Consider the following 12,793-nt stretch of genomic DNA (forward strand, 5'->3'; position numbering starts at 1 on the left):
AATCCACAGCCCTGCCATGCCCCGCGCGACACAATTGTGTTAGGATCACGAAGGGCAATTCTCGCACGAGGGGGTCCGTGGGAGCGAAAATACGCAAGACCGTCCTGTTCGTCGTCATGGCGTTGATGATCGGCGGCGGCGGTTACATCATTGAGCGGCAACTTCTGTCCCACCATGCCATTTTCTGGCGCGGCCTGTTCATGGGTGGCTTCCTGCTGGCCTTCGGCATCTATTTGCTGGTCGACGACTTCATCAATCCGGCGCTACGTCGCCTGCGAACCAACCCTTAATAGTCCCCAGCCAAATGGGCCGCCGCCGCCCGCGCGATAGCCAGCAGGCGGGCGTCGGCACCGCGCGGGGCCAGCAACTGCAGGCCCACCGGACACCCGGCAGCGTCCGTGCCCACCGGCAGGGTGACCGCCGCCATGTCCCCCAGATTGGCGACGCAGCAGTTGCGCAGCGCCATCAGGTTGGCGCGGCCATAGGCCGACGGCTCCGCCAGATCAGCCAGCAGCGGCGGGGTGATGGCCACCGTGGGCAGCGCCAAAATGTCCACGTCGTGGAATAGGGCCTGCACGCCGTTGGCGAAGCGGTCGAGGAAAGCGACGCGCGCGTCATAGTCCAGCACATCGGCCGAAGCGCGGATACGGGGGCCGACATAGGCGTCCAAACTGGGCAGCCAGGCCGGCAGTTCCTGCCCGAGGAAGCCATAAATCTCCGCCCCCGCCAGGCCGCCCCGGCGGAACAGGGCCAAGGCCTCGTCTAATTCCGGAATGGTCACGCTGTCCACCGGGTGGAACAGACCGGTCAGGCGGTCCAGCGCGGTGTCCACTGCCGCGACCACGCCGGGGCTGCAGTCCTGCCACAACGCTACCGGCGCGCGACCGATACGGATGACGCTGGGGTCCGTCAGCGGATCGATGACGGTGCCGGTCAACAGGCGATAGCCTTGGGCCAGGTCATCCGCCGTCAGCGCCAGGATACCCACGGTGTCCAGGCGCGGCGACAGCGGCACGATGCCGTCGGTCGCCAGGTGTCCCCGCGCGCTTTTGTAGCCATAAAGACCATTCCAGGCCGCCGGAATGCGCACCGACCCCGCCGTGTCGGTGCCCAGCGCCAGCAGGGCGGACCCCTCATGCAGGCTGAGCGGCGCGCCGGTGCTGGACCCGCCGGGCACGCGGTGGTGAACACGGTCCCAGGGGTTGCGCGGCGTGCCCCAATGGCCGTTGGCCCCCAGGCCGCCGAAGGCGAATTCCACCATGCGGGTCTTGCCGGTCACGACCGCGCCCTGGGCCAGCAGGCGGCTGACCACGCCGCCCGGCTGGTTCCACATGGGCGGCAGGCGACGGGGGGACCCGGCGAATACCGGCCACGTGCCGCCACAAACTGTTCCGGTACCGTAATTATCCTTAAGCGACAGGGGTATCCCGTCGAACTCGCTGAGCGGCCGGCCTGCTGCACGCCGGATATCGGCGGCGTCCGCCTGGGCGCGCAGCAGGCCGGCGCTGAACGCGACATAGGGATTGTCGCGGGCGTCGGGCCGCGCCGCCCGGGCGGCGATGCAGGCCTCGGCCAGGTCACGGGCGGTCAGGGTGCCGTCCTTCAGGGCGGCGAGGGCGGTGCTGAGATCCATGGGATGGCGCCTTGGGATGGGGCGTTTTTCTGGGCCGGCGGAACCCTGGCACGGGCGGCACCCCGCCCGCAACCCGGCAAGAGGTGCGACAACCGGACGCCATATCCGGCCGCTATCGAATTCATATCCCCCCTGCATTTCACAGGGTGGGGGGTACGGGGTTAGCGTCAGCCCATCGCAACCACCCACCAAACCTGAGGGGATTTCAAAATGCAGACCACCACCACTCGCCGCCTGGGCCTGGGCCTGATCGTCGCCACCGCCGTCGCCGGCGCCACCCTGGCCGCCGCCCCGGCCAAGGCCGCGGATATGGAGAAGTGCTACGGCGTCGTGAAGGCCGGCCACAACGACTGCAAGACCGACAGCAACTCCTGCGCCGGCCATGCCACGAAGGACCGCGACCCCGGCGCCTTCATCGCCGTGCCGGCCGGCACCTGCGCCAAGATCTCGGGCGGCAGCACCGAACCCGCCAAGAAGTAAGCCGTCATCTCAGCGGCGTGGGCCAGAGGCCCACGCCGCTGTAGGCCGCAAGCACGGCCGCCGGGCCTTTTCGGGAAGCGTCAGCGGACTGAAAAGGGAGGAAGCCAAGCCAGCGTATGCTGGCGCCCGGCACTTGAGTGCACACGTGAAACAAGGGACGCCGTCATGGGCATCACCGGTATCGGCCTGAAGGCCCGCCATACGGCCGAGCTGTTGGCCCACCGCCCCTCCCTGCGCTTTCTGGAAGTGCACGCCGAGAACTACATGGGGGCTGGCGGCCCGGCGCACCGCTGGCTGACCGTGCTGCGTGAGGCGTATCCCCTGTCCATCCACGGCGTCGGCCTGTCCCTAGGCGGAGCAGAGCCGCTGGATGCCGACCACCTGGCCGATTTGGCGGCCCTGGTGAATCGCTACCAGCCGGAACTGGTGTCGGAACATCTCGCCTGGTGCCGCATCGACGGCACCTACCTCAACGACCTGCTGCCCATTCCCTATACCGATGCCAGCCTGTCCCTGGTGGCCGATCACATCGATCAGACGCAAACGGCCCTGCGCCGCCACATCCTGGTCGAGAACCCGTCCAGCTACATGGCCTTCCCGGAAAGCGATTGGGACGAGGCCGCCTTCCTGGCGGAACTGGCCCGCCGTACCGGCTGCGGCATCCTGCTGGATGTGAACAACATCCACGTCAGCGCCCACAATATCGGGCTGGACGCCAGGGCCTACCTGGCCGCCCTGCCAATCGGCACCGTGGGCGAAATCCACGTGGCGGGGCATGAACCCGTCACCCACGACGGCCGCGCCGTGCTGCTTGACACCCACGGCGCGCCCGTGACGGCCGCCGTGTGGGACCTGTACCGCCAGGCGCTGACTCGCTTCGGCCCCGTCCCCACCCTGGTGGAGCGCGACGCCAACATCCCGCCCCTGGCCGAATTGCTGGCCGAGGCCGCCACCGCGGACGGCATCGCCGAGGTCCTGCCCGGAAAGGACGCGGCCCATGCCCACGCTGCTTGAGCGCCAGCGCGACATGCGCGACTGGGTGCTGGCCACCGCCGGCACCCCGCCCCTGCCCAATGCCGGCCTGCACCGTGACAACACCCTGGGCGGCCTGGCAGCGGTCCTTGCCGCCGGCTTCCCCGTCACCCAACGCCTGGTGGGCGAGGCCTGCTTCACTGGCCTGGCCCAGGCCTACGTCCGCCACGAACCGCCGCGCGAGGCGCCGTTGCTGCGGTACGGCACCGGCTTCCCCGCGTGGCTGACCGGGCAGGAGGTGGCGCGGCAGCTGCCCTACCTGGCCGATGTCGCCCGGCTGGAGGCGGCATGGACCCATGCCTACCACGCGACGGAGGCGGCCCCCCTGGACGCGAGCGTCCTGGCCGCCCTGGGCGACGCGGTGGAGGATGCCGTCTGGCGCCTGCACCCCAGCCATCGCTTCGTCACCAGCCCCTGGCCGGTGGACCGCGTCTGGCGGGCCAACCAGCCGGACGCCGGCGACGCGGCGGTGGACCTGGACGCCGACGGCGACACCCACCTGCTGGTGGTGCGACCGGCGGCCGAAGTGCTGCTGATCCGCCTGGGGTCTGGCGCCTTTGCCCTGCTGATGGCCCTGGGCGCCGGTTTGCCCCTGGGCAGCGCCTGGGACAACGCGCTGGCCCTGGACGCGGGCTTCAATCTGGAACACGAATTAACCGGCCTGCTGGCGGCGCAGGTCTTCACCGGAGTGGAATTGCCATGACCTTGCCCGTGACCACCCCCTCAAGCGACAAGCCCGCGCCCATCGCCCTGGCGCTGGCCCTTATCCACCGGCTGGAGCGGTTCCCCCGGGGGCTGGACGGCCTGCTGTGGCGCCTGGCGGCGGCCACTGTCTTCTGGCGGTCCGGCCAGACCAAGGTGACGGGCTTCCACATCAACGACACCACGTTCGACCTGTTCCGGGACGAGTACAAAGTGCCCCTGGTTCCGCCGGAGGTGGCGGCCGTGCTGGCCAGCATCACGGAAAACCTGTGCGCCGTGCTGCTGGTCGTCGGCCTGGCGTCCCGCCTGTCGGCCGGCGCCCTGTTCGGCATGACCCTGGTGATCGAGATCTTCGTCTATCCCGAAAGCTGGCCCGACCATCTGCTGTGGTCGGCGGTGCTGGTCCCCATCATCCTGCGCGGCCCCGGCGTCCTGTCGCTGGACCATCTGGTCCGCCGGCGGCTGGACCCGGTGGCGGGTCACAACTTGTAAGATCATAACGGTTGGAACAAACCCGCCGCACGGACATTCTCAGGCCGGTCCCATCCTGCCTGAGGAGCGACACCATGAGCATCCAGTACGGCACCAACATCATCACCTTCCAGCCCACCATCAACATGGCGGGCGACCTGCCCGGCCTGTTTTCCACCACGCTTTTCTTCCCCAATCAGGCCAGCCACGGCGTGAATATCGACACCGGCTCGGTCGGCATCGTCGTGCCCATCGCCACGCTGCAGGACGGCGCGGGCAACTTCCAACCCTGGGCCCAGCCCACGGGGGAGACGCTGACCTTCACCTACGAGCCCAGCGGCAACACCCGCACGGGTCCCGTCGTGGTCGTCACCGGCCTGCAGGTGGGCGACGGCACACCCCAGGGCACCGCCGTCTTGGGCCCAGTGCGCGTCATGGCCTGCACCAATGACGACACGGTCTATATGCTGGGCGTGGGCATCGGGCTGGAGGCCAAGGCCACGCTGACCCCATCCGGTAATGCCGCCACGGCGTTGGACAACCCCTTCCTGAACCTGCGCGACATGCTGGAGCCCGACCCCGCCGTGCTGCCGGCCTATGCCCTGACGGCGGCCTTGCAGGCGGACGGCCGGCACGGCCTGGTGACCCTGGGACAGACCATCGACAGCCTGCAGGGCTACCGCTTCCTGCCCCTGGTGGCCGATTCCAGCAGCCCCAGCGGCCTGCAACTGCCCTGGGTGCAACTGACGGTGACGCCGCAGGGCGGAACGCCCATCCAAACCCAGGCGCAGATGCTGATGGATGCGGGCATCACCAACATGTTCATCGGGGTCATACCCGAGCCCCAGCCCCCCATCCCTTGGCTGAACACCGCCGTCACCATTCAGGCGGAGGATGAGGCCGGCGCCACCGCGCTGAACTACAGCTTCGTCAATACCCAGCCGGCCGATGGCCCGGGCCCCAACGTCAACTGCGACCCCAGCCAGACGGCGTCGCCCAGCCGCATCCTGAACGGTGGCCCCAGCCCCCAAGGCGGCAGCTTCCTCAACACCGGCGTCCACCTGCTGGCCGCCTATGATTATGTGGTCGACGCCGTCAACACCCGGCTGGGCCTGCGCCCGCGTTCGTGAGCCCCGTGCGGCGACGTTTCCCCGCGACAGGCGGCGTCCGACATGGTTCAACAAGGCCGGACGCCGCCGTTTCTAAGGAAACGCCCCTCATGGAAATGAACCCGCCATGGAAATGAACCAGGTGCGCTATTTCGTGGCGCTGTGCGAAACCCTGAACTTCACCAAGGCGGCGGAGGCCTGCGGCGTGGCCCAGCCCTCGCTGACCAAGGCCATCCAGAAGCTGGAGGAGGAACTGGGCGGGCCGCTGTTCGTGCGCGAACGCACCCTGACCCATCTGTCCGACCTGGGCCGCCTGATGCGCCCGCACCTGGAGGCGGTGTTCCATGCCAGCGAGTCCGCCAAGCTGGAGGCGCGCAGCTTCAACACGCTGGAAAAGGGCCGGGTGCGCCTGGGCGTCATGTGCACCATCGGCCCCACCCGCCTGGTGGGCTTCCTGAAGCGGTTCCGCGCCGCCCTGCCCTCGGTGGAGGTCGCCTTGCGCGACGCGCCGGGACGCGAGGTGCTGGCCCTGCTGATGGAGGGGGAACTGGACTGCGCCCTGCTGGGCCTGCCCGACCTGCCGGAACGGGTGGAGGCGCGGCCCCTGTATCAGGAGCGTTACACCGTCGCCTTCGCCCCCGGCCACCGCTTCGAAGCCATGGACGTGGTGCCCCTGGCCGAACTGGACCAGGAAGACTACCTGAACCGGGTGAACTGCGAATATCCGCAGCATTTCGACAGCCTGGGCATCCCCGACCCCGCCGACGTCCGCGTCTGTTATGAAAGCGAGCGGGAGGACTGGATTCAGGCCATGATCCTGGCCGGCCTGGGCTGCGCCGTGATGCCGGAATTCCTGCCCATGCTGCCCGGCATCGCCACTCGCCCCCTGATCGAGCCGGAACTGTCGCGCACCGTCAGCCTGGCCAGCGTCGCCGGCCGCCGCCACTCCCCCGCCCTGCGCGAGTTCATGGCCCTGGCCCGCCGTTACGACTGGGGAGGAACGGCACAGACAGCCGCCGCCTAAACCCCTTCCCGGCTTCAGCCAATCTGTATATTGTATCCAAAATCGGCCCCGCCAAAGAGGGCTGAAGGAACGGATTGGCAAGGGGCCCTGCGATCATGAAGCGTGAGAACAAGCCGGCCGAGGGGCCGCGCCGCCGTGACGTCATGCTGGCCGCCGGTGGCGTGGCGGCCGGGGCGATGCTGGCGAGCCGCGCCCCGGCGATGGCCGGTGCGGCCAAGCCGGCCACGCATACCTTCGCCCTCACCTTCGACGGTCCCGGCCTGACCAGCCTGCGGGCATCCGGCGACGCCTTCGACACCGATTACCTGGAGCCTGGGCAGACGCTGGGCCACGTGGCCCTGGCCTATCGCCGCGATGGCGGCGCCCCCTGGCGCGCGATCGACACGGCCAGCCTGACACCCAGTCGCCTGGATCAGCCAAACACCCAAAGCCGCATGGCCGAGTACGAGATCATTGATGAGTCCGGGCCGGCCCTGGGCCTGACTCTGCGGCTGGGCGTGGCCGACGGCGATCTCGCCTGGCAGGTGGCGCTGACCAACCGCACCAGTGCCCCGCTGGAGATCGGCGACCTGGCCCTGCCCCTGCCCTTCCATACCGAGTTCAAGGCCAAGCAGCCGGCGACATCCGCGGTGCTGAAGCACAGCTTCGTCTCCGGCCATGGCTCCTTCCTGTTCTGGATGCGGTCCAACAGCGTCGGCCCCTATCTGGTCATGACGCCGGAGCGGGAAACGCATTTCGAATATTGGCAGCCGCGCCAAGGCGCCCGGCAGGACAGCGACAGCCCCGTCCGGCCCTACCGCGCCTATCAGGTCTTCATCCACGCCGCCGCCACGGGCGAGGCCATGCGGGCGGAAGGCGGCCGCTGGCGCCAGCCGCTGACCAGCCTGACCCTCGGGGCCGACGAAACCCGCCGCTTCGGCGCCCGCTTCACCTGGGCGCAAGACTATGCCGGCGTGCGCGACACCCTGGTGGCCCACGGCGGCATCGATGTGGAGGTGGCGCAGGGCATGACCCTGCCCACCGACCTGCCGGGCCGCATCGCGCTGCGCACCCTGGACACCATCGGGGCCATCGAGGCGGAATATCCCGACCAGACCACCATCCTGGACCTGGGCATCCGCAACGGCCGCCATATCTATGAGCTGCGCTTCCGCCGCCTGGGCGAGAATTTGGTCACCATCCGCCACGGAAACGGGCGCGCCACGCATCTGGAGTTCTTCGCCACCGAGCCGGTGGAAACCCTGATTGCCAAGCGCGCCGCCTTCATCGCCGCCCACCAGCACCGCGACCCGGCCAAGTGGTACAACGGCCTGCTGGCGGAATGGAACCAGGAGACCCAGACCCTGCTGGGCCCCGACAATTACGACCGCATCAAAGGCTGGCGCATCTATGAGGTGAGCTGCGACGATCCAGGCCTGAGCAAACCCGCCTACCTCGCCAGCAAGAACGCCGAGCACCCGGTGCAGGCGGAGGTGGCGGCGCTTGATGACTATGTGGAGCACTTCGTCTGGGGCGGGCTGCAGCGCACGACGGAGGAGGAGGACAGCTACGCCCTCTACGGCATTCCCGACTGGAAGAAGAACCGGGACAGCGCCGACCCCGGCCCCAAGGGGCGCCAGCATTACTGGCGGCCCTACGACTACCCGCACATCATCGCGATGTACCTGGGCCTCTACCGCGTCGCCACCCGCTATCCCGGCATCACCACCCGGCTGGACGCCGCGACCTACCTGGAGCGGGCCTACGGCACCACCCGCGCCCTGTTCACCATCCCGATGAAGATCGAGGAGTGGAGCGCCTATGAGACCGGCTTTTATAACGAGGTGGTGATCCCCGAGCTGATCGACGCCCTGGACGCGGCGGGAAAGACGGCCCAGGCGGCGGAGCTGCGCGGCCATTGGGTGCGCAAGGTCGACTTCTTCGTCAACGGCAAGCCCGATCTCTTCGGCTCGGAATATCCCTTCGATTCCACTGGCTTCGAATCCACCCAGGCCCTGGCCCGCTACGCCCTGGACCATGCCGGCCAGCCGGGCTTCCCCGTCACCCGGACCGCCGCCCGGCGCTTCGCCGACGCCCAGATCGCCGCCAACCTGTTCTGCCGCGGCACCATCGAACCCGCCTATTATTATCTGGGCAGCGACTATCGCGCCGCCGGCGGCGATGCCTTCACCCTGACCTACATGGCGCAGATGGGCGGCTGGGCCTTAGCGGACCATGCGCTGAACGATGCCGAAGACGGGCGGGCCCATCTGCGCCTGGCGTGGACCTCGTTCATGAGCGCCTGGGCCTTGGTGAACAGCGGCACGGCGGAAAGCGGCTATGGCTATTGGTATCCGGGCCAGGCCAACGACGGCGCCTCCGGCGGCGGGTTCGAGCCCGCATCCCACGGCACCACCTGGCTGGGCCAGCCCCACCACCGGGGCAGCTGGTACTATTCCAGCGAAAGCGACCTGGGCTTCTGCGGCGCCCTGCGCATGGCCGCCACCCTGGTCAGCGACGACCCCGTATTCGGCCGCTTCTGCTTCGGCGGCACGCTGGCCGAGGACGACGGCTGGCTGAAGATCACCCCGCGCGACGGCGTCCGCCGCCGCCTGCACGCCCGGCTGCAACACGCCCGCCTGGCCCGCCAGCGCCTGGACCTGGAGGTGCAGGGCGCCCGCTTCGCCCCCGGCGAGAGCATCGCCTGGCACCCGGCGGATGCCCGCCTGCGCCTGACCCTGGACGGCGAGCCCCAGCGCCAACCGCCCAGCCTGCGCCTGCGAGGCCTGCCCAAGGGGCGCTATCAGGTGACGGGAGGCGGCGTGCTGACGGTGGCGGGTGAGGCACCGTGGGTGACGGTGGCGCTGCCGGCGGGGGTGCGGGAAGTGGCGGTGGAGCGGATGTGACCCGCTCACCAAGCCAACCGCTTCTTGCTTTACATGCCCACAACGCCGAGGCTGTCCCATAAGATTATTGAGGATGTTGGCGTCTGTGAGCTTCAAACTTGATGGCTATGACCTGGGTGTCTTGATCGGTGCGGCTCTGCTGATCGTCTTCGGGATATTGGTGGCCGGAATTGCGTATCTGCTCAACGCAATCGGTTTCGATGTCAGGGCGAATATCATCATTGGCTCGATGTCAGTGATGGCTATCGGCAGTGGGATCGCCCTGGTCTATGGCCTTCATGGATATCCCGACAAACGGGGGAGGATACTGGGGGCGACGGTCATCGCTTGGATCGCCGTCTTCACCGTGCCCTTGGCCATATACCTGATATGGGGTGCCTTATTCTGGTGACTTGGCTTTCCAAAGCCGGTCCCCATGGAGACGATCAGTGTCATGGGGAGCGAGCTAATCCACCCCTTTCACCCACACCCTGTCCGGTGCGATAGAAAGCGGGTGCGACGCTCCACAACCATGCCGGCCTCCAAAATGACCCGTCTCGACCGAATCTGCAAAGTCGCCCTGTGGGCGCTGGGCTTCCTGCTGATCGTTGGCGGGTGCATGGCCATCTTTCCCGCCCTGTTCCTGACGGTGGTGGCGGCCAATGATGGCGCCCAGGGCGGTGCGGCGCCCGGCATGGTGTGGCTGCTGATGCCGCTGGTGGTGGCGGGCGTGCCGGTGCTGATCCTGCTGTCGGCGCGCAAGTTCCCGGCCTACGTCAAACACCACGCCCTGGCCATGGTGCTGGCCTGGGTGGGGGCGCTGTACCTGCTCGACAGGTTCTGGCTGCACCGTTGAGGCAGTGCCGGCGGCCTCAGTCGCCGCCGCCCTGGTAATCGCCCCGCTTCAGCATCTGGCACAGCTGCTTGCCAAACGTGCTCATGAACTCGTTGATCAGCGCCTCGTCGCGTCGATAGAAGGTCCATTGCCCCACGCGGTGGGAGGTCAGCAGGCCGGCGCGTTGCAGCATGGCCAGGTAGGTGGAGACGGTGGACTGCGACAGGTCCGTCTTTTCCAGGATGCGGGTGACGCACACGCCCTTTTCGACGGGGTAGCCGTCGGGCTGGGGGCCGAAGTGGGTGGCGGGGTCCTTCAGCCACAGCAGGATGTCGCGCCGGACCGGGTTGGCCAGGGCCTTCAGGATCGCTTCCACATCCATCGCGTCGACATCCACACCCGTGAAACCGGGGAGGGCTCACCACCCTCCCCGGCCATTTCATCAAACCACCAGCCGGTCCAGCGCGGCGCGGTCAAAGGGGATCACCTCGCCCACGCGGCCATCGCGGACCTTGATGGCCCAATCGGGATCGCTGAGCAAGACCCGGCCCACGCCCAGCAGGTCGAAATCGCCCCGCGCCAGGGCCTGCGCCGCCTGGTCCACGTCGGTGGGCTTCACCTCGAAGGCGTCGCGGTTGGCGAACATGCCGACCTTGAAGGCGCCGTCCAGCCCCACGCTGCCCACGGCGATGACGGGCTTGCCCGTCAGGCGCTTGGTCCAGGCGGCCAGCGTGTCGGGGGAGCCGTCAAAGGCGGGTTCCCAATAGCGCCGGGTGCTAACGTGGAAGATGTCCACGCCGGCCTCGGCCAGGGGCTTCAAAATGCGGCCCAGCTCTTCCGGCGTCTGGGCGATCCGGGCGTTGTAATCGACGCCCTTCCATTGCGAGAAGCGGAAGACGATGGGGAAGTCCGGGCTGACGGCGGCGCGCACGGCCCGCACGATCTCCAATGCGAAGCGCGTGCGATTCTCCAGGCTGCCGCCATAGGCGTCGGTGCGCTGGTTGGTCTGTTCCCAGAAGAAGTCGTCGATGATGTAGCCGTGGGCGCCGTGCAGCTCCGCCCCGTCAAAGCCCAGGCGTTCCGCATCGGCGGCGGCCTGGGCGAAGGCGGCGACCACGGCGTCGATGTCGGCCTGGGTCATGGCCCGCACCACCTCGACCCCATGGGTGACGATGGCGGAGGGGCCGTAGCCCGGGACGCTGGGGTCCGGCTCCACCCCCGGGCGGCGGGCGATGCCCACGTGCCACAGCTGCGGAATGATGCGCCCGCCCTCGGCATGCACGGCATCGACCACCCGCTTCCAGCCGGCCAGGGCCGCCTCGCCATGGAAGGCCGGGACCTGGGGATAGCCGTTGGCGGCCGGGTGGTTGATGGTCGTGCCCTCGGTGATCAGCAGGCCCACGCCGCCCTGCACACGGCGGCGGTAATAGGCCACCACATCATCGGTGGGCACCCCGCCCGGCGACTTGCTCCGGGTCATGGGCGCCATCACCAGACGGTTGGCCAGGGTATGCCGGCCAAAGGCGAAGGGCTGGAACAAGGGCGCCACCGCCGCGTTGACGGAATGGGTGCCGATGCCGGCATCAGAAGCGGCCGGAGTCGCGCCGGGATTGGCGGTCGGGGCGGGGGTCGCGGTGTCCATGGAGGGCCTTTGGCTGGTTGGCGGAGAAGAGATGTTTCGGTATATCGCGTTTTCTCGATATATCAAGTGCCTGGTTTGGCGACATTTTCGCGCGGATGAAATGTTGCGCCGCAAACCAACCAATCCTTAAGATTTGATCGGCTATGGTAAGCGCTGAGAAATGCGCTACGCTTTGATGACAGGCTTTGAAGAGGCCAGCAAAACAGCAGACGCAGATTGGGTTTATGCGCGCCAGCCGGCGCCGTGACAGCAGGAGGACAGCAGGATGGCGGCACCCGTGTCAGCCCGTGCGAGCCTATTGGAAACCGGGCGTAATGATGCGCTGCAGCGGAGCCTGATCCCCTGTTTCGATGCCTTCTACGGCGCGGCGCTGACCCTGATCGACGACTGGGGCGCCCCCACCCGGCCCCGGGTGCTGGACCTGGGCGCCAACGGCGGCCTGTTCGCCTCGCTGGTGCGCGCCCGCCTGCCCCACGCCCACCTGCACCTGGTGGAAGAGACGCCCCAGGCCATGGAGCAGAGCCGCCGCCGCTTCGCCGGCGACGCCCGCGTCAGTTTCGCCCTGGCGGAGCTGGAGGAGGCCGATCTGACCGGTCCGTGGGATCTCGTCATCTCCTCCCTCGCCATCCACCACCTGGACCACAACGCCAAGCGTGACCTGTACGGCCGCATCAACCAGGCGCTGGCCCCCGGCGGCCTGTTCATCAGCGCCGAGCAGGTGCTGGGCCCCACCGCCGAGGTGGAAAGCCAGTACGACCGGCTGTGGCAATCGGAAGCCAGCGACCTGGGCGTGCCGACGGTGGAGCTGTCCCGCGCCCGCGACCGCCTGCGCCAAGATCATTGCGCCACCCTGGGCGAACAGCTGATGTGGATGGCGGAGGCGGGGCTGCGCGATGTGGATTGCGCCTTCAAGTCCTGGCGCTTCGCCGTCATGAGCGCGCGGCATCACTGAGCTTTATCGCCCGGCCAGTCTTTCTGGCCGGCCAGCGCGGCTTTGGGTG

At 68.2% G+C, this 12,793-nt stretch carries 14 protein-coding genes; 11 read left to right on the forward strand and 3 right to left on the reverse strand.

Annotated elements, in window-relative coordinates:
• The first annotated feature begins 77 nt into the window (after positions 1–77).
• The gene (locus tag P5F91_RS04945) at positions 78–290 is read left to right on the forward strand and encodes a hypothetical protein (RefSeq protein ID WP_145612385.1); all 213 of its coding nucleotides are present in this window, start codon (positions 78–80) and stop codon (positions 288–290) included.
• Here P5F91_RS04945 and P5F91_RS04950 read toward each other — a convergent pair.
• The gene (locus P5F91_RS04950) at positions 287–1,633 is read right to left on the reverse strand and encodes an amidase (RefSeq protein WP_186454863.1); all 1,347 of its coding nucleotides are present in this window, start codon (positions 1,631–1,633) and stop codon (positions 287–289) included. The two genes, P5F91_RS04945 and P5F91_RS04950, sit on opposite strands and share 4 nt — an antisense overlap.
• 210 nt (positions 1,634–1,843) lie before the next feature.
• Between P5F91_RS04950 and P5F91_RS04955 the strand changes: the two genes are divergently transcribed.
• The 9 genes from P5F91_RS04955 (at position 1,844) to P5F91_RS04995 (ending at position 10,171) form a co-directional block, all read left to right on the forward strand.
• The gene (locus P5F91_RS04955; protein ID WP_145612387.1) at positions 1,844–2,113 is read left to right on the forward strand and encodes a BufA1 family periplasmic bufferin-type metallophore; all 270 of its coding nucleotides are present in this window, start codon (positions 1,844–1,846) and stop codon (positions 2,111–2,113) included.
• Positions 2,114–2,278: 165 nt separating this feature from the next.
• A complete protein-coding gene (gene bufB / locus P5F91_RS04960) occupies positions 2,279–3,127 on the forward strand; it encodes an MNIO family bufferin maturase (protein WP_277906689.1) in 849 nt (282 codons plus the stop codon).
• Positions 3,111–3,848: an HvfC/BufC N-terminal domain-containing protein gene (locus P5F91_RS04965; RefSeq protein ID WP_277906690.1), complete on the forward strand. Its 738-nt coding sequence runs from the start codon at positions 3,111–3,113 to the stop codon at positions 3,846–3,848. Before bufB ends, P5F91_RS04965 begins: the two co-directional genes overlap by 17 nt.
• Positions 3,845–4,339 (forward strand): DoxX family protein, encoded by a 495-nt coding sequence (locus tag P5F91_RS04970; protein WP_145612390.1) that lies wholly within the window; start codon positions 3,845–3,847, stop codon positions 4,337–4,339. Before P5F91_RS04965 ends, P5F91_RS04970 begins: the two co-directional genes overlap by 4 nt.
• 74 nt (positions 4,340–4,413) lie before the next feature.
• The gene (locus tag P5F91_RS04975) at positions 4,414–5,448 is read left to right on the forward strand and encodes a hypothetical protein (protein ID WP_145612391.1); all 1,035 of its coding nucleotides are present in this window, start codon (positions 4,414–4,416) and stop codon (positions 5,446–5,448) included.
• Between the two features lie 106 nt (positions 5,449–5,554).
• Positions 5,555–6,451 carry a LysR family transcriptional regulator gene (locus P5F91_RS04980; protein WP_145612392.1) on the forward strand — a complete coding sequence of 299 codons (897 nt, stop codon included), beginning with the start codon at positions 5,555–5,557 and terminating at the stop codon, positions 6,449–6,451.
• 95 nt (positions 6,452–6,546) lie between these two features.
• The gene (locus tag P5F91_RS04985) at positions 6,547–9,336 is read left to right on the forward strand and encodes a DUF5695 domain-containing protein (protein ID WP_277906691.1); all 2,790 of its coding nucleotides are present in this window, start codon (positions 6,547–6,549) and stop codon (positions 9,334–9,336) included.
• An 85-nt stretch (positions 9,337–9,421) separates the two neighbouring features.
• On the forward strand, positions 9,422–9,727 hold the full coding sequence (locus P5F91_RS04990) for a hypothetical protein (protein WP_145612393.1): 306 nt from the start codon (positions 9,422–9,424) through the stop codon (positions 9,725–9,727).
• Positions 9,728–9,862: 135 nt separating this feature from the next.
• Positions 9,863–10,171 (forward strand): hypothetical protein, encoded by a 309-nt coding sequence (locus P5F91_RS04995; RefSeq protein WP_145612394.1) that lies wholly within the window; start codon positions 9,863–9,865, stop codon positions 10,169–10,171.
• A 16-nt stretch (positions 10,172–10,187) separates the two neighbouring features.
• Here P5F91_RS04995 and P5F91_RS05000 read toward each other — a convergent pair whose 3' ends face one another.
• Both P5F91_RS05000 and P5F91_RS05005 read right to left on the reverse strand, forming a co-directional pair.
• Positions 10,188–10,532, reverse strand: a complete 345-nt coding sequence (locus tag P5F91_RS05000; protein ID WP_277906692.1) for an ArsR/SmtB family transcription factor — start codon at positions 10,530–10,532, stop codon at positions 10,188–10,190.
• 60 nt (positions 10,533–10,592) lie between these two features.
• A complete protein-coding gene (locus tag P5F91_RS05005; protein WP_277906693.1) occupies positions 10,593–11,792 on the reverse strand; it encodes an NADH:flavin oxidoreductase in 1,200 nt (399 codons plus the stop codon).
• A gap of 277 nt (positions 11,793–12,069) precedes the next feature.
• Here P5F91_RS05005 and P5F91_RS05010 point away from each other — a divergent pair, with 277 nt between their 5' ends.
• Positions 12,070–12,744: a class I SAM-dependent methyltransferase gene (locus tag P5F91_RS05010; RefSeq protein WP_211107023.1), complete on the forward strand. Its 675-nt coding sequence runs from the start codon at positions 12,070–12,072 to the stop codon at positions 12,742–12,744.
• Positions 12,745–12,793 lie beyond the last annotated feature (49 nt).

This window comes from Nitrospirillum amazonense (assembly GCF_029594735.1).
Taxonomy (GTDB): Bacteria; Pseudomonadota; Alphaproteobacteria; order Azospirillales; family Azospirillaceae; genus Nitrospirillum; species Nitrospirillum amazonense.